Origin of the sequence: Streptomyces reniochalinae, assembly GCF_003323735.1 — a bacterium.
Lineage (GTDB): Bacteria > Actinomycetota > Actinomycetes > Streptomycetales > Streptomycetaceae > Streptomyces > Streptomyces reniochalinae.
In genome coordinates, this window is record NZ_QOIM01000040.1 from 378697 (window position 1) to 395428 (window position 16732).

The 16732-nt window shown below is 73.1% G+C and carries 14 protein-coding genes and 1 pseudogene; 10 read left to right on the top strand and 5 right to left on the bottom strand.

The annotated features are described in order from the left end of the window. Positions 1–78: 78 nt before the first annotated feature. Positions 79–1863 carry a 3-hydroxyacyl-CoA dehydrogenase family protein gene (locus tag DQ392_RS23530; protein ID WP_114017675.1) on the bottom strand — a complete coding sequence of 595 codons (1785 nt, stop codon included), beginning with the start codon at positions 1861–1863 and terminating at the stop codon, positions 79–81. Between the two features lie 354 nt (positions 1864–2217). On the opposite strand from DQ392_RS23530, the gene DQ392_RS23535 reads away from it, so the two are divergent. Next, positions 2218–2802, top strand: a complete 585-nt coding sequence (locus DQ392_RS23535; protein WP_114017676.1) for a HEAT repeat domain-containing protein — start codon at positions 2218–2220, stop codon at positions 2800–2802. A 58-nt stretch (positions 2803–2860) separates the two neighbouring features. Beyond that, positions 2861–3442, top strand: coding sequence for a pyridoxamine 5'-phosphate oxidase family protein (locus DQ392_RS23540; protein ID WP_114017677.1), 582 nt, complete (start codon positions 2861–2863; stop codon positions 3440–3442). A gap of 95 nt (positions 3443–3537) precedes the next feature. Here the strand turns inward: DQ392_RS23540 and DQ392_RS23545 are convergent. The 3 genes and pseudogenes from DQ392_RS23545 to DQ392_RS23555 form a co-directional block, all read right to left on the bottom strand. After that, a pseudogene (locus DQ392_RS23545) lies at positions 3538–3825 on the bottom strand (hopanoid C-3 methylase HpnR); the annotation flags it as partial. A 36-nt stretch (positions 3826–3861) separates the two neighbouring features. Next, positions 3862–4275, bottom strand: coding sequence for a RidA family protein (locus DQ392_RS23550; protein WP_114017678.1), 414 nt, complete (start codon positions 4273–4275; stop codon positions 3862–3864). Positions 4276–4287: 12 nt separating this feature from the next. Further along, positions 4288–5388: an Rv2578c family radical SAM protein gene (locus tag DQ392_RS23555; protein ID WP_114017679.1), complete on the bottom strand. Its 1101-nt coding sequence runs from the start codon at positions 5386–5388 to the stop codon at positions 4288–4290. A 201-nt stretch (positions 5389–5589) separates the two neighbouring features. Between DQ392_RS23555 and DQ392_RS23560 the strand changes: the two genes are divergently transcribed. The 6 genes from DQ392_RS23560 (at position 5590) to DQ392_RS23585 (ending at position 14251) form a co-directional block, all read left to right on the top strand. Further along, positions 5590–6033, top strand: a complete 444-nt coding sequence (locus DQ392_RS23560) for an SRPBCC family protein (protein WP_114017680.1) — start codon at positions 5590–5592, stop codon at positions 6031–6033. Between the two features lie 288 nt (positions 6034–6321). Beyond that, complete coding sequence (locus tag DQ392_RS23565; protein ID WP_245981810.1) at positions 6322–9123, top strand: MFS transporter; 2802 nt, start codon at positions 6322–6324, stop codon at positions 9121–9123. A 241-nt stretch (positions 9124–9364) separates the two neighbouring features. Further along, complete coding sequence (locus tag DQ392_RS23570) at positions 9365–10198, top strand: M55 family metallopeptidase (RefSeq protein ID WP_114017759.1); 834 nt, start codon at positions 9365–9367, stop codon at positions 10196–10198. After that, positions 10191–11672 (top strand): M20/M25/M40 family metallo-hydrolase, encoded by a 1482-nt coding sequence (locus tag DQ392_RS23575; RefSeq protein WP_245981812.1) that lies wholly within the window; start codon positions 10191–10193, stop codon positions 11670–11672. The genes DQ392_RS23570 and DQ392_RS23575 overlap by 8 nt, the downstream gene beginning before the upstream one ends. 6 nt (positions 11673–11678) lie before the next feature. Then, positions 11679–13721, top strand: coding sequence for a S9 family peptidase (locus tag DQ392_RS23580; RefSeq protein ID WP_181856554.1), 2043 nt, complete (start codon positions 11679–11681; stop codon positions 13719–13721). Further along, positions 13718–14251, top strand: a complete 534-nt coding sequence (locus DQ392_RS23585) for a DinB family protein (RefSeq protein WP_181856555.1) — start codon at positions 13718–13720, stop codon at positions 14249–14251. The genes DQ392_RS23580 and DQ392_RS23585 overlap by 4 nt, the downstream gene beginning before the upstream one ends. A 101-nt stretch (positions 14252–14352) precedes the next feature. Here the strand turns inward: DQ392_RS23585 and DQ392_RS23590 are convergent, their stop codons facing one another. After that, positions 14353–15390: an aminoglycoside phosphotransferase family protein gene (locus tag DQ392_RS23590; RefSeq protein WP_245981813.1), complete on the bottom strand. Its 1038-nt coding sequence runs from the start codon at positions 15388–15390 to the stop codon at positions 14353–14355. Positions 15391–15591: 201 nt separating this feature from the next. On the opposite strand from DQ392_RS23590, the gene DQ392_RS23595 reads away from it, so the two are divergent. Next, positions 15592–16383: a 4'-phosphopantetheinyl transferase family protein gene (locus DQ392_RS23595; RefSeq protein ID WP_114017681.1), complete on the top strand. Its 792-nt coding sequence runs from the start codon at positions 15592–15594 to the stop codon at positions 16381–16383. After that, complete coding sequence (locus tag DQ392_RS23600; RefSeq protein WP_114017682.1) at positions 16380–16694, top strand: hypothetical protein; 315 nt, start codon at positions 16380–16382, stop codon at positions 16692–16694. The genes DQ392_RS23595 and DQ392_RS23600 overlap by 4 nt, the downstream gene beginning before the upstream one ends. Positions 16695–16732: the final 38 nt, after the last annotated feature.

Consider the following 16732-nt stretch of genomic DNA (forward strand, 5'->3'; position numbering starts at 1 on the left):
TACACGCCGTGACGGGGTGGGGGGACGGGCCGCTGCCCCCGGGCTCCAGCAGCCCGCCCCACCCGGCCGTGCCCCCGGTCACCGGCGTGCGTACTCGCGGAAGCCGCGCCCCGTCTTCCTGCCCAGGCATCCCGCGGAGACCAGGTGCTCCAGCAGCGGCGCGGGCGCCAGCCCCGGATCGCGGAACTCCTCGTGCAGCACCCGCTCGATGGCGAGCGAGACGTCCAGACCGACGACGTCCAACAGCTCGAAGGGGCCCATCGGATAGCCGCCGCCCAGCTTCATCGCGGCGTCGATGTCGTCCAGCGAGGCGTAGTGCTCCTGCACCATCTTCACCGCGTTGTTCAGGTAGGGGAACAGCAGCGCGTTGACGATGAAGCCCGCGCGGTCGCCGCAGTCGACCGGATGCTTGCGGACCTTCGCGCAGACCCCGCGGACCGTGGCGTGCGCCTCCTCGCCCGTCAGCACGGTGGTGACGACCTCCACCAGCCTCATCGCGGGCGCCGGGTTGAAGAAGTGCATCCCGATCACGTCAGCGGGCCGCGAGGTCGCGCGGGCGCAGGCGACCACGGGCAGCGAGGAGGTGGTCGTCGCCAGGACGGCACCCGGCTTGCAGACCCCGTCGAGCCGCCGGAACAAGGCGCGCTTGACGTCCAGGTCCTCGGCCACCGCCTCGACCACCAGGTCGGCCCCTTCCAGCGCGTCGAGCGATCCCGCCGGGGTGATCAGCCCCATGGCGGTGTCCCGGTCCCCGCTCGCTATCCGCCCCTTGCGCACCGCGCGGTCCAGCGAGGCGCCGACCCGCTCCTTGGCGGTCTTCGCCTTCTCCTCGCTGCGGGCCGCGAGCACCGTGGGGAAGCCCGCCTTCGCGAACACCTCGGCGATACCGCCCGCCATCGTCCCCGAGCCCACGACGCCGACCGCTGCCACCGGGCGGCCCGCGGCGCCGGACGCCGCCGGATCGGGGGTGAGCGCGTCGGGCACCACCTCGGCGCTGCCCGACGCCGCGTAGGTGTAGAAGCCGCGGCCGGCCTTCCGGCCGGTCAGCCCCGCGTCGGCCAGCTGGCGCAGGACGGGGGCCGGCGCGTGCAGCCGGTCCCGCGACTGGGCGTGCATGGCCTCCAGTACGGTACGTGCCGTGTCCACCCCGATCAGATCGAGGAGGGCGAGCGGGCCCATCGGCAGACCGCACCCCAGCCGCATGGCGGAGTCGATGTCCTCGCGGGTGGCGTAGCGCGACTCGTACATCGCGGCCGCCTGGTTCAGGTAGCCGAACAGCAGCCCGTCCGCGACGAACCCGGGGCGGTCACCGACCGCGATCGGATCCTTGCCCAGCTCCTCGGCGAGTGCGGTGACGGCGGCCACGGCGCGTGGCGCGGTCAGCACCGAGGAGACGACCTCCACCAGCCGCATCGCCGGGGCCGGGTTGAAGAAGTGCAGACCCAGCACGCGTTCGGGCCGGTCGGAGTCCGCGGCCAGCCGCGTCACGGACAGCGCGTTGGTTCCGGTGGCCAGGATCGTCTCCGGCCGCACGAGGGTGTCCAGCGCGGCGAAGACCTGGCACTTGGTGTCGTAGTCCTCCGGCACCACCTCGATGACCAGATCGGCTTCGGCGGCCGCCTCGATCCCGGTGAAGGTGCGGAAGCGCGCCAGCACGTCCGTCCGTTCGCTCTGTGTCATCCGCTCACGCTCCACCGCGCGCGCGGTCGTGGACTCCAGCGCGGCGACGGCCTGCCGCGCGGCTGCTTCGTTCGTGTCGATGCCGATGACCTCGCGCCCGGCTCGGGCGAGAATGTCGGCGATGCCGGTACCCATCGTGCCGAGGCCGACGACGGCGATGGTGTGCAGAGGAGGACGGTCCATCAGGGGACTCCAGAGGGTGTGACACAGGCCCCGAGGGGGCGTGGCTGATGAGGGTGAGGGTTTCGTGCACTACCGGGCGCACGGGCGTACACACGCGCGAGGCAGGGGAGTTACCGGTCACGCCCCGCCGCGCGGCCCTGTCCCGGGGCCGGAGCGCGGGGCGGCCCGTACGGGCCGCGCGCCTGGGGCGCGGGAGGGGCCCGCTGCCGAACCGACGTCACTCTCGGCGGCTGCGTCACCAAACCGCCTGAGCGGGGGTACCGCTCTGATGAGCACCGTAACTCGTGGGTAATCAGAAAGCCAGGGGTAGGAACACTTCCACGCTGTGGAACGCGGCACGTGAGGGGGACCGAAGTGGGCGACGCTTTTCGAGCGCTGATCGACCGGGTGCGGACCGAGGCCGAGCCCGTCGAGTACGCCCGCCTGGTCACGCTGGCCAGGCAGCGCGGCACCGAGGCGCGCGATCAGCTCGCCGCCGTGCTCGTGGAGACCGAACGGCCGCTGTGGGCCCGCGAGATAGCGGCTTTCGCACTGGGCAACGCGGGGGACAAGCGGGCCTTCGAGACCCTCGTGTTCCTGCTGAACTACCGCGACCCGGTCTGTTGCGCGAGCGCCGCCCACGCCCTGGAGCGGTTACGCGACCCGCGCACCGCCAAGGCCGCCGCGGCCCTGGCCACCAACGAGCTGCGCACCGCCTACGCGCTCTACCCGGTCCGACTTCTGACCGCCCTGCGGGCCCCCGAGTCCGTCCCCACCCTCATCAACGTCCTCCAGCGGCTGCTGATCGGCCCCCTGCACTACTGGCCGATCGCTGAGGCGTGCGTGGTGGGTCTCGGCGCGCTGGGGGACAAGCGGGCCGTTCCCGTGCTCGACGCCGCCGCCGAGCACCACCGCCTCTCCCCGTCGGCGAAAGCGGCACTGGCCCGGATCCCGAGCTGACCTGAACGCCGCGCGATACCCGACAGAAGGTGTCCGGTTACCGCGCCACAGTGGCCGCATGACGACGAGTGGCCGCACGACGCCGAACGAGAACGCACCCCGCACCGCGCACGGAGTGAGCTGGGCTGAGTTCCACAGGGCCGAACCCCGCTTCGCCGACGCGGTGGAACAGCGCTTCGCCATGTACACCCACCACGTCCTGGCCACCCTGCGCAGGGACGGCTCGCCCCGGCTGACGGGGCTGGAGGCCGACTTCCGGGAGGGGGAGATGTGGCTGGGCATGATGCCGAACTCCCGCAAGGCACTGGACCTGCGGCGCGACAACAGGTGCGCGATGTACGCCAACCCGGGGGGCGCGGACATGGACGGCGGAGACGTGCGCGTCTCCGGCCGCGCGGTGGAGGTGAGCGAGCCGGCCGAGCTCGCGCGCTGGGCGGCGGGCATGCCGGAGGGCGACGTGCCGGAGCAGTTCCACCTCTTCAGGGTGGAGGTCGAGGAGGTGGTGCGCGTCACCATCGAGGACCCGGACATCGTCTTCCGTACCTGGAAGCCGGGCCGGCCGCCGCGGACCATCAGGCGAGGCAACGACGACGCTCCGCCGCGGGAGGACGCGCCGCCGCGCGAGGCCGGGGACGGCTGAGGCGTCGTGAGGGCGAGGCCGGCAGGGGAGAGCGAGGGGCCGCTGTCACCGAGGTGAGGCGGGCCCTGTGCCACCGGGGCGAGGCGGGCCCGGTGTCACTGCGGCGTCGCGGGCCCCGCCTGGGCCCGCGGGCCCGCCCGGCCGATGGTGTGGACGAAGAGCTCCTTGCGCCCGGGCGCCGCGGTGCGCCGCTCGGGCAGCGGCAGCTCGTAGCGGACCTCGCGCGCGTGGTCGGACAGCTGCCGGTTCGCGTTGTAGACCCGGCCGAACTTCCACAGCATGCGGGCGGAGTTCGTCTGGCCGTACGCCAGGTTGCGGCCGAGGACGCGCATCGCGCCGATCGCCGTGCTCAGCCCGAGGTGCTTGCGGTTGATGACGGCCTGGCGTCCGCTGGGGCCCCGGTGCGCCGCGCGGGCGCGTCATGTCCGGGCGGTCCCGGAGGGCAGAACGGCGAGCGCCTCGATCTCGATCAGCAGTTCGGGGCGGACGAGTCCGGCGACCTGTACCGCGCTGCACGCGGGCAGCCGCTCGGGGTCCAGATACCGGTCGCGTACGGACCGCAGCGCGGGCATCACCGCGAGATCGGTCACGAAGAAGGTGAACTTCGCGACCTGCGCGAACGTGGCACCGGCCCCCTCAAGACAGCGGTGCAGGTTGGCGAACACCTGCTCGGCCTGCGCCGTGGGGTCTCCCTCCCCGACGACCTCGCCGTGCGCGTCGAGGGACACCTGGCCGGATATCGCGACGATCCGGCCCTCTCCGTGGACGACGTGGCTGTATCCGTTGCCCGGGGCGAGGCCCGCGGGGGTGGTGAGGTGGCTGAGCGTCGACATGCGCGCATGCTCTCAGAGCAGCGTCAGCTGCGTGCAGCGGTCTTCCGGGGAGAGCACCTGCGCGCTCGCGTCCGCTCCCGTCCCCGTGGACCCGTCGCCGCTTCCGTCCTCGTCCGGGCCCGCCGCCTCCGGGCCGATCCGCCGTGCCGCTCCCGGTGTCGAGGGGCCGACTCCGTACTCGGCCGCCAACTCGTGCACCTGGCGCGTGATCCGCCGCTGGTACCACTTGGGCGCGTAGGCGCCGCCCGAGTACAGCGCCTCGTAGTGCCGCACCAGGTGCGGGTGGTGCCGGCGCAGCCAGTGGAAGTACCACTCGCGGGCACCGGGACGCAGATGGAGGGCCAGCGGCGTGACGGAGGTGGCTCCGGCGGCGGCGATGGCGCGGACGGTCGTGCGCAGTTGGGCCGGTGAGTCGCCGAGGAACGGGATGACCGGAGCCATCAGCACCCCGCACGGGATGCCGTGTTCGGTGAGACGGCGGATGACCTCGAGCCGCCGCTGCGGGGCGGGGGTGCCGGGCTCGACCGTCCGCCACAGTTCCTCGTCCGTGAAGCCCACCGACACCGAGACCCCGACGTCGGTGACGGCGGCCGCCGAGCGCAGCAGGTCCAGGTCGCGCAGGATGAGAGTGCCCTTGGTCAGGAGCGAGAACGGGTTGGCGTAGTCGCGCAGTGCGGTCAGGATGCCCGGCATCAGCCGGTACCGTCCCTCCGCCCGCTGGTAGCAGTCCACGTTCGTGCCCATGGCGATGTGCTGACCGCGCCAGCGCGGGCTGCTCAGCTCCTTGCGCAGCAGCTCGGGCGCGTTGACCTTGACGACGATCTGGGTGTCGAACCCCGTGCCGGTGTCCAGGTCGAGATAGCTGTGCGTCCTGCGCGCGAAGCAGTAGACGCAGGCGTGCGAACAGCCGCGGTAGGGGTTCACCGTCCATTCGAACGGCATGCGCGAGGCGCCGGGCACCTTGTTCACCAGCGAGCGCGCCCGTACCTCGTGGAAGGTGATGCCGCGGAACTCGGGGGTGTCGAACGTCCGGGTGACGGCCGAGGTGCCGAAGAGGGCGGGCGCGGCGGCCTGGCTGTGCTCGTCGGTGTCCCTCAGTTCGTCCCAGCGCATGTGCGGCCTCCTCAGTGCTGGTGTCGCGTCCCTCTGGCGGCACTCTCGCTCTCTCGTCCCTGACGTCCCCCACAGAATAGAACACCTGTTCCCACCGGCCCTGTCAAGGTGGATTTGGGAGCCCGGGGTGAGGGTGGTTGGCTGGTCGCGATGTCCGTAGAGCCCCGCGCCGCATGCGGGGCGACCAGCACAGGAGGAGCCATGGCGCAGGTCGAGGCGACCACGCAGCGGGAGATCGCCGCCGAGCCCGAGAAAGTGTTCGATGCGCTCGCCGACTACAACGGAACCCGGTCCGAGGTGCTGCCCGAACAGTTCAGCGAGTACGAGGTGCGCGAGGGCGGCGACGGCGAGGGCACCGTCGTGCACTGGAAGCTCCAGGCCACGTCCAAGCGCGTCCGCGACTGCCTGCTGGAGGTCGGCGAGCCCGCTGACGGCGAACTGGTCGAGAAGGACCGCAACTCCTCCATGGTCACCACCTGGCGGGTCACCCCCGGTGCGCAGCCGAACAGCGCACGGGTCACGGTCACCAGCGTCTGGAACGGCGCCGGCGGCATCGGCGGCTTCTTCGAGAAGACCTTCGCGCCCAAGGGTCTGGCCCGCATCTACGACGACCTGCTGGCGCGGCTCGCCTCCAAGGTCGAGTGACCGCTCGCCCCGGGGGGCCGACGCCTCGCCGGTGAGCCCCTGCGGGGCGCTCACCGCGAGGTGAGCCCGCGCTCGGCGCTCACTGGATCGGGTGGTTTCCGCTGCCCGCACTCGACTGCCGACGGCGTCGGCCCGGCGGGGAAAACCCCTGTTCGGCGGGTCGAAAGACGCCTCGGGCAACCGAGTTGAGTCCCATCTGTCCCATGCCGCGCACCAGAACCGCGGTTGAACGCTCTTGTCGTGCAATGCGAGAAATACTCCCCCGAAAGCAGCGGCAAGGGGAGTGCGATGGGCGGGACCGGCGGGACGATTCTCGACAGCAGGGACGATGAGCATCCCGCGCCGGGAGGGGGCGCGGCCCGGGCCGCGGCCGCTCACAGCCCGGCCGCGGTCGAGTTCAGGGTGGAGGTGCCGGGCCGGCGCGAGGCGCCGGTCGCTGCCGTGCCGGTGCGGGCACCCAAGGTGGCGGGCGCCGAGGCCGCCACCTGGGCCGGTACCGAGCCCGACGTCTGGGCCGGTATCGCGCACGGCGGGCGCCCCGGCCCGGACGCGGGGCAGCCCTCCTGGGACACCACCCTCGGGGGCGGTGCGCTCGCCCCCGGGCAGCCCCCGCCACCCGGTACGTCCGGACAGCCTCAGCCCCCGTTCCCCGGCGAGGCCGACCCCGCGCAGCCGGTCCGTCCGCCTGCCGGCGAGTCCCCGCAGGCGGACGTCGCGGGAACCCAGTCGGAGATCCCCCTCAGCCCCAGGCGCCTGCGCCTGGTGTTCTGCGCGCTGATGCTCTCCCTGCTGCTCGCCGCGCTCGAACAGACCATCGTCGCCACGGCGCTTCCCAAGATCGTCGGTGAGCTCGACGGCCTGAGCCAGATGTCCTGGGCCGTCACCGCCTACCTGCTGGCCGCGACCATCGGGCTGCCCATCTACGGCAAGCTCGGTGACCTCTTCGGCCGCAAGGGGCTCTTCCTCTTCGCCATCGGAGTCTTCACGGTCGGCTCCGCCCTCGCGGGCTGGGCGGGGTCCATGGAGGCGCTGATCGTCTACCGTGCCGTCCAGGGCACCGGCGCAGGCGGCCTCATGATCGGCGTCCAGGCGATCATCGCGGACGTGGTGCCGCCCCGCGAACGGGGCCGCTACATGGGGCTCATCGGAGGCGCGTTCGGCCTCGCCTCCGTCGCGGGCCCGCTGCTGGGCGGCTGGTTCACCGACGACCTCTCCTGGCGCTGGTGCTTCTGGTTCAACGTCCCCGTCGGCCTGCTGACCCTCCTGGTCACCTCCTTCGCGCTCAAGCTCCCGCGCCCCCGCGTGCGCCCCCGGCTCGACGTGTCCGGCGCACTTTTGATGGCCGCCTTCTCCACCTGCCTGGTCCTGCTGACCAGCTGGGGCGGTACGACGTACGAGTGGGGCGACCGCGTCATCTGGGGGCTCGCGGCCGGGGCCGTGGTCAGCGGAGTCCTCTTCCTGGTCGCCGAGCGCTTCGCGCCCGAACCCGTGCTCCCGCTGCGGCTGTTCAAGGACTCCGTCTTCAACGTCACAGGACTCGTCGGCGTCGCCATCGGCGTCGCGCTGTTCGGCGCCGCCAGCTACCTGCCCAGCTTCCTGCAGATGGTCGAGGGCGTCAGCGCCACCACCTCAGGGCTGCTGATGCTGCCGCTGATGTGCGGCGTGGTGGTCTCCTCCACGCTCTCCGGGCAGCTCATCTCCCGCACCGGGCACTACAAGATCTTCCCCGTCATCGGCTGCGCGCTCTCCGCCGAAGGCATGTGGCTGCTCTCCAAACTGGACCAGGACACCTCGCGCCAGGTGTTCGGCGTCTGGTCCGGCATCCTCGGGCTCGGCATCGGCTTCGTGCTCCCCGTCCTCGTGCTCGCCGTGCAGAACTCCGTGCGCTCCGCCGACCTCGGGGTGGCCACCAGCGCCAACAACTACTTCCGGCAGATCGGCGGCAGCGTCGGCGCGGCGCTGTTCGGCACCCTGCTCGCCGACCGGCTCGCGGACGCGCTCGCCCGTGAACTGCCCGCGGGCCAGGGCAAGCTGCCCGACCCGGAGTCCATCACCCCGCAGCTCGTGCGCGCCCTGCCCGCGCCCCTGCGCGACGGCTACATCGAGGCGTACGCCGACGCCATGCCGCGGATCTTCCTCTACCTCGTACCTGTGCTCGTCCTCGGGCTGGCACTGTCCCTCTTCCTCAAGGAGAAACCACTGGTGTCCCAGCACACGTCCGTGCCGCAGGCTCGCACGGCTGACTCGTCCGCCGCACCGGCACCCGAGGCCAACGGAGCGGCCCCCCACCTCCACGCGCAGCCCTCGCACACCCCCGCAGCGCCGTACGCCGCAGGCGTTCCGGTCTGCGGCACGGTGCGGCACCACGACGGCAGCGCCGTCCCCCGCGCGGCACTCACCCTCGTCGACACCGGCGGCCGGCAGATCGGCCGCGGCGCGACGGGCGACGATGGGCGGTACGCGCTGAGCACGCCGGGGGAGGGCGCCTACGTGCTGATCGCCGCCGCGGGCGGGCACCAGCCACGCGCCGTCAGCGTCAGCGTGGGAGAGCGCCCCGTCGACCTCGACGTGGTGCTCGGCGGAGCGGGACGCCTGGCCGGCAGCGTGCTGACCGCCGACGGCAATCCCGTCAAGGACGCCACGGTGACGCTGACGGACGTGCGCGGGGAGGTCGTGGCCACCACCCGCAGCGGACGCGAGGGCACCTACGTCATCACCGAACTCGTGGCGGGCGAGTACACGCTGGCCGCCAGCGCGCCCGTCTACCGCCCGGCCGCGCTGCCGATCTCCGTCCAGGCCTCCCGCGAGACCAGGCAGGACATCGAACTGGCGGGCGGAGCGGTGCTGCGCGGCACCGTGCGGGCCAGCGGCGGGCGGCCCGTCGAGGAGGCCAGGGTCACGCTGCTGGACGCCGCGGGCAACGTCGTCGACACGGCCACGACCGGCGCGGACGGCATCTTCCGCTTCGTCGATCTCGCCTCCGGCGAGTACACGGTCGTGGCCGCGGGCTACCCGCCGGTGGCGACCGTGCTGCAGATCGCGGCCGGCGGTCGCACGGAACGGGACGTGCAACTGGGCCACGAGGACTGAGCCGGACCGCGGTTCCGCCGACCGGTGCGGCGCCGATCCGGTGCCGCACCGGTGGGTGCTTCCCTCCTCCGCGCATGCCCTCGCCGCGCGGTACGGCGCGGCGTGCCGACTGGGTAACGCGCAGGTCAGCGGTGCGAGGGGGGCAGCTTCTCACCCGCCCGGGTGGAATCGAATGGTCTAAACCAGTGGAGTTATCCACAGGGGTGTCCTGGCGATGGCCGACCGCGTAACGTTCCGGGACATGAAGATCCTCATCAGCGCCGACATGGAGGGCGCAACGGGAGTCACCTGGCCGGCTGACGTGCTGCCGGGCACCCCGCAGTGGGAACGCTGCCGGTCGATGTTCACCTCCGACGTGGACGCGGCCGTGCGCGGCTTCTTCGAGGCGGGCGCTGACGAGGTGCTCATCAACGAGGCGCACTGGACGATGCGCAATCTGCTGCTCGAACAGCTGGATGAGCGCGCGGAGATGCTCACCGGCAGGCACAAGTCCCTCTCGATGATCGAGGGCATCCAGCACGGCGACGTCGACGGAGTCGCCTTCATCGGCTATCACACGGGCGCGGGCAGCGAGGGCGTGCTCGCCCACACTTTCCTCGCCAACTCGCTGACGGGCGTGTGGGCCGACGGCGTGCGGGCGAGCGAGGGGTATCTCAACTCGCTGGTCACCACGGAGTACGGCGTGCCGATCGTGCTGGTGACGGGGGATGACCGCACCGTCGAGGACGCCAAGGGGTACGCACCGGAGGCCGGTGGCGTCGCCGTCAAGGACTACGTGTCGCGGTACGCCGCCGTCTGCCGCCCGCCCGCACGCACGGCGGCCGAGATCCGGGACGCGGCGTGCCGTGCCGCGCCCCTGGCCGTGCGGCGCACCCCACCCGCGCCCGAACCGCACACCATCGAGATCGAGTTCGACGCGGAGCACCTCGTGGGCGCGGCCACCGTCGTCCCCGGAGTCGCCCGCACCGCCGAGCGCCGGGTCTCCTACACCTCACCCAGCGCCTACGAGGCCATCCGGTGCTTCAAGGCCGTCACGACCGTCGTCTCCTCGGCGGTGGAGGAGCAGTATGGCTGAGCCGGCAGGACGACGAGCACCCGGCGCGGGCGAGCAGTGGCCCGGCCCCGGCCACCACCTGGACGCCCAGGTCTTCGAGGAGGTGGTGACGGCCACCTCCGAGCTCATCCGGATCGACACCACCAACCACGGCGGCGGCGAGGGCAGCGAACGGCAGGCAGCGGAGTACGTCGCCTCCCGGCTCGCCGAAGCGGGGATCGAGCCGCGGCTGCTGGAGAAGAAACCGGGACGCACCAACGTCGTCGCCCGCGTCCCGGGCACCGACCCCTCAGCGGACGCGCTGCTGCTCCACGGCCACCTCGACGTCGTCCCCGCCGAACCCGCCGACTGGAGCGTCCACCCCTTCTCCGGAGAGGTGCGGGACGGCGTGGTGTGGGGACGGGGCGCCATCGACATGAAGAACGCCGACGCGATGGCGCTCTCCCTGGTGCGCGCCTGGGCCCGCGCGGGCGTCAGGCCGCCCCGCGACATCGTCCTGGCCTTCACCGCCGACGAGGAGGACAGCGCGGAGTTCGGCTCCGACTTCCTCGTCGAACAGCACCCGGAGCTGTTCGAGGGCTGCACGGAGGGCATCAGCGAGTCCGGAGCCTTCACCTTCCACGCCGAGGACGGCCTGCGCCTCTACCCGGTGGCCGCCGGGGAGCGCGGGACGGCGTGGCTGAAGCTGACCGCCCACGGCAGGGCGGGGCACGGCTCCAAGGTCAACAGGGCCAACGCCGTCAGCCGGCTGGCGGCCGCCGTCCACCGCATCGGCGAGCACGAGTGGCCCGTCCGGCTCACCCCCACCGTGCGGGCCGCGCTCGCCGGCCTGGCCGAGGTGCACGGACTGCGCCCGCTGGGCCCCGACGCGAAGGACGCGGAGGTGGACGCGCTGCTCGCCCAACTCGGCCGGGGAGCGGCCCTGATCGAGCCCACGGTGCGCAACAGCGCCAACCCGACGGTGCTGGAGGCCGGTTACAAGGTCAACGTCATCCCGGGGACGGCCACCGCGCGCGTGGACGGGCGCATGCTGCCGGGCGCCGAGGAGGAGTTCCACACCACACTCGACGAGCTGAGCGGTCCCGACGTGCGCTGGGAGTTCCAGCACCGCGAGGTGCCGCTCCAGGCGCCCGTCGACTCGCCGCTGTTCGCCGCCATGAGCGAGGCGCTGGAGCACTTCGACCCGGGAGCGCGCGCCGTGCCCTACTGCATGTCAGGGGGCACGGATGCCAAGCAGTTCTCCCGGCTCGGCGTCGTCGGCTACGGCTTCACGCCGCTCAAGCTGCCCGAGGGCTTCGACTACCAGGCGCTCTTCCACGGCGTGGACGAGCGGGTCCCCGTCGAGGCCCTGCACTTCGGCATCCGCGTCCTGGACCGCACACTGCTCGGTACCGGCGCCCCGGGCACGGGGGGCGCGGTCCCGGCGGGGGACGCCGCGCCCCCGCCCACCGACCATCCGCCGGCGCGCGACACGAACACCCCGTCAGGAGGCTGACCACCCGTGATCTCCCAGGCCCCCTACGGCACCTGGCCCTCACCCATCGACGCGCGGACCGTCGCCGCGCACGACGGGCGGCCCGAGTTCCTCGGCTCCGTCGGCGAGGAGCTGTGGTGGACCGAGCCGCGCCCCGAGGAAGGCGGACGCCGCGCACTGATGCGGTGCACAGCGGACGGACAGCCGGCCACCAGCGTGCTGCCCGCGCCGTGGAACGTGCGCAACCGCGTCATCGAGTACGGCGGTCTGCCCTGGGCCGGCGCCCCACGCCCCCAGGGCGGCCCCCTGGTCGTCTTCACGCACTTCGCCGACGAGCGGCTCTACGCCTTCGAGCCCGAAGCGCCGGACGCCGAGCCGCGCCCGCTGACGCCGCTCTCGGACGCCAGGGACGCGGGGCTGCGCTGGTGCGATCCCGTCGTGCTCCCCGAGCGGGGCGAGGTGTGGTGCGTGCTGGAGGAGTTCATCGGAGAGGCGCCCACCGAGCTGCGCAGGATGCTGGCCGCGGTCCCGCTCGACGGATCGGCCGCCGGGGACCGCACCCGTGTGCGGGAGCTGACCGGGGACGGCGACCGGTTCGTGACCGGCCCGCGCCTCGCCCCGGCAGGAGACCGCGCGGCCTGGCTCGCCTGGAATCACCCCGCGATGCCGTGGGACGGCACCCGTGTGATGACCGCGCGGATCTCCGACGACGGCACGCTCGGCACCCCCCACGCGGTCGCCGGCGGCCCCGAGGAGTCCGTCGCCCAGGTGGAGTTCGCCCACGACGGCTCGCTGGTCGTCGCGACGGACGCGAGCGGCTGGTGGAACCTGGCGCGGGTGGACGTCGAAGCGGCCGAGGCGGCCGACGCCGCCGAGCCGGGACGGGGCCCGACGCTTCCCCGGGTGCCGCTGTGCCCCCGCGAGGAGGAGTTCGCCGGCGCGTCGTGGAAGATCGGTCAGCGCTGGTTCGCGCCACTGCCCGGCGGACTGGTCGCCGCGCTGCACGGAAGGGGCGCCCAACGGCTCGGTGTGCTCGACCCCCGGACGGGGGAACTCGTCGACACGGCAGGGCCGTGGACCGAGTGGGCGGCCTCGCTCGCCGTCGTCGACTCCCGGGTCGTGGGCATCGCCGCCAGCCCGCGTACCTCGTACGAGATCGTCGAGCTGGACACCAGAACCGGACACACCGTCGTCCTGGCCGCCCGGCACGAGGACCACGTGGACCCGGCCTACTACCCCGAGCCGCAGATCCGCACGTTCACCGGCCCCGACGGACGGGACATCCACGCCCACCTCTACCCGCCGCACCACCCGGACCGCACCGCGCCCGAGGGCGAGCTGCCGCCGTACGTGGTGTGGGTGCACGGCGGCCCCACCAGCCGCTCACCCCTGGTGCTCGACCTGGAGATCGCCTACTTCACCTCGCGCGGCATCGGCGTCGCCGAGGTCGACTACGGCGGTTCGACGGGATACGGGCGGCAGTACCGCAACCGGCTGCGGGAACAGTGGGGCGTTGTCGACGTCGAGGACTGCGCCGCGGTGGCCCGTACCCTGGCCGCCGAAGGCACCGCGGACCCGGCACGGCTGGCCATCCGCGGCGGCAGCGCCGGCGGCTGGACCAGCGCGGCCTCCCTCACCTCGCCGCTCGCGGAGGGCGTCTACGCCTGCGCCACCATCTCCTACCCGATCCTCGACCTGGCAGGGTGGGCCACGGGGGAGACCCACGACTTCGAGTCGCAGTACCTGGAGTCGCTGGTCGGCTCGTTGGCGAAGGTGCCAGGCAGGTATCGCGAGCGCTCCCCGGTGAACGCCGCACAGCGGGTCGCCGCACCGTTCGTACTGTTGCAGGGGCTGGACGACGTGATCTGTCCGCCCGTCCAGTGCGACCGCTTTCTCAAGGAGGTCAAGGGCCGGGGCGTCCCCCACGCCTACCTGGCGTTCGAAGGGGAGGGGCACGGTTTCCGCAGGGCCGACACCATCGTCCGTGCGGTCGAGGCAGAACTGTCGCTGTATTCCCAGACGTTCGGCCTCGCTCGCGAGGACGTCCCACAGCTGGAGCTGCGCCCATGAGCGTTCCCCCGCTGCCCGAGGGCGAGCCCGACCCGTCCCTGGCCGATCCGCACACCCTGCTGGAGGGCTACCTCGACTACTACCGCCGCACCCTGCTCCGCAAGGCCGCCCGCCTCTCCGAGGAGGAGCTGCGCACCAGCCGGCTCCCTTCGGGCTGGACGCCACTGGAGCTGATCCGTCATCTCCAGCACGTCGAACAGCGCTGGCTGCACTGGGGTTTCCGCGCCGAGCAGGTCGCCGCCCCGTGGGGTGACCGGGAGCCGGAGACCGAGGCGGACCGCTGGTACGTGCCTGACGGCATGAGTGTCCAGGAGGTCCTCGACGCGTTCACCCGGCAGTGCGAGCGCTCCCGGGAGGCGACGGCGGACGCGGCGCTCGACAGACGGGCGGCGGTCGGCGGCCGCTTCTCCGCGCCCGGGGAGGCCCCCAGCCTCGCCTGGATCCTCTTCCACCTGCTCCAGGAGTACGCGCGGCACGTCGGCCAGCTCGACGTGGTCGTGGAGCTGGCGGGCGGCGGCACGGGGGAGTGACACGAGCGCGTTGACGGTGGGGCGGCGCTCCGGGGGCGAGGGGAGAGCCGAGCCTGAGCCCGAGTGGGCGGCCCACGTGGGCGGGTCCCGCCCCGTGGTGGTCACAGCGCCGCGACGTCCGCGAGGACACGGGCCTGCCGCATGAGGGTGATGCTGTGGTGCAGGTCGGCGTCCTCGTCCACGGACCAGAGCGCGTACTCGACGTGCCGCGCCACCGCCCAGGCGCGTATGCGGTCGACGTCCTCACCCACGGCGTCCGCGAGCAGGGCGGTGCGGTGGCGGAGCACGCGGTGTGGATCGGGGTGCGCGAACGGGTCGTCGATCTGTTCGAGCAGCGGCCACGGGTCGAAGGCGGCGTCGCCCGTCATCGGTTTGGCGTCGATGGCCAGCCACGGGGCGCGCCGGGCCGACAGCAGGTTGCCGGGGTTGAAGTCGCCGTGCAGTACCACCGTGCGGTCGGCGGTCGGCGGCAGTGCGCGGAACAGCCGCTCCGCCAGCCGGTAGAGGCCGGCGTCCAGTTCGGCGGGCCATTGCCTGGCGGCCTGCCGCTCGGCCACGCGGGCCCACCCGGCCGTGGTGTCGGCGAGCGCGTCGATCCCGAGTGCGGCGGCCTTCGCCGCGTCTGCGGACCAGAGCCGGCGCAGTACCTCGGCGGCGGACAGCAGGCGGTCCTCGGCGGGCAGGTGGTCGGCGCGGCCCAGTTCGTCGCCGGGTTCGACACGCTCCAGCAGCAGCGCGAAGTGCTCGGCGTCCTGTTCGTGCACGCGGACGGCGCTGTCGCCGTTCCACAGGCTGAGCGCGGTGCCCTCCGTGCGGGCTTCCGGGTGGGGCCACGTCAGCTTGAGTACGGCTCGGCTGCCGTCCGCTCGTTCGGCCGGAGCCACCCACGAGCAGCTGCCGCCGTGGAAGGGCGCTCCCAGGCGCAGTTGCCAGCGTGCGCGCACTTTCTCGACCAGCGCGGGCAATCCTGCGAGCCACGCGCGTCCGCTGTCCGTGCGGCTCATCTCGGTGAGTACCGGCACAGTGGGCGGGAACAGGGCGGACGGTGCCGGTGTCCAGGGCGCCGACGTCCCTGGCAAGCCGGGAGGGTTGGGCTGCGGCGGGGAGGGGCTCTGCGCCTCGGAGTCGAGGTCGGTCACGGCATCGTCCTTGGCGGTCGAGGGGTGACGGCCGATGTGCGGTCGTGGCTGCGGGCCCCGGCCCGCCACCGGTTCGGCCGGTTCGGCCGGCTGGGCCGGTTCGGCCGGCACGGCCTGGCCCACCACCGTAAGGGGAGACTTTCGTTCGCGCGTTCGCGGACTCGCGCGTGAGCGCTTCACTCCTTCGGGTACGGTCACCGCATGACGAGTGCCGCCTCCGGTACCACCGATCCCCTCCACTCTCCCGTCGTGCGCCTCGTGCGCGTGTCCGAGCACGCGGCCGCCGCAGCGGCGCCAGGCGCGCAGGCACCGCTCTCGGCGGAAGAGCGCGAGCGTGCCGCCAAGTTCGTACTCCAGGCCGACCGCGACCGTTACCTGGTCGCCCACCTGGCGCTGCGCGAGGAACTCGGCAGGCTGCTCGGCCTCGCCCCCCAGGACGTGCCGTTCACCCGTGCCGACTGCCCCGTGTGCGACGGTCCGCACGGGCGGCCGTCCGTGCCGGGAGACCCGGTGCACTTCTCCCTCTCGCACGCCGGTGACCTGGTGGCGCTGGCGTTCGCCGCCGCACCCATCGGTGTGGACGTGGAGCAGTATCCGTCCGTCGCCGCCGCCATCCAGACGACGTCCGCGCTCCACCCGAGCGAGCAGGTCGAACTGGCCGCTCTCGCGCCGGACGCGCTGCCCGCCGCGTTCGCCCGCTGCTGGACGCGTAAGGAGGCCTACCTGAAGGGCACCGGGTCGGGCCTGGGGGAGGACCCCGCTCTCACGTACGTCAGCGCGCTGGACCGGCCCGCCCGGGTCCCCGGCTGGCAGTTGACCGACCTGACGGTGCCGGACGGTTACGCGGCCGCGAGCGCGCTGCGGCAGACCGGTGCGCGGGGTGAGGGGGCGGACGCCGAGCGCGCGGACGTCCCGTCGCCGGCGGAATCGCCGACGGAATCGGCCACGGGATCGCCGACCGGGGGCGGGCCGGGGGAGAGCGAGCCGGGATGAGCCGGCGCACCGTACTGATCGAGGCGCCCGCCAATCTGGGCCTGCGCCCTCCCGCGCCCGGCGCCGTGCCGGGCTGCGGCAAGCTGCCGGGCGCCCGGCGCGACCAGGAGCTCTCCCGTGCGCTCGACGCCGTGGACAGCGCCGAGCCCGGCGGCCTCTTCCCCGGCGAACTGCGCGCTCTCGTGGCGCCGTTGGTGGCGTCACCGCGCTGTGCGGGCCTCCAGTTGACGGTCTACGACCCGGACCGGGACGCGACGGAGATGCCGGGCGCACGCCTCCTGACCGAACTGCTGACCCGGGTGCTGCGCTGAGGCGACCCCCTCGGCGCGCGTGAGCGGGAGTGCACCGG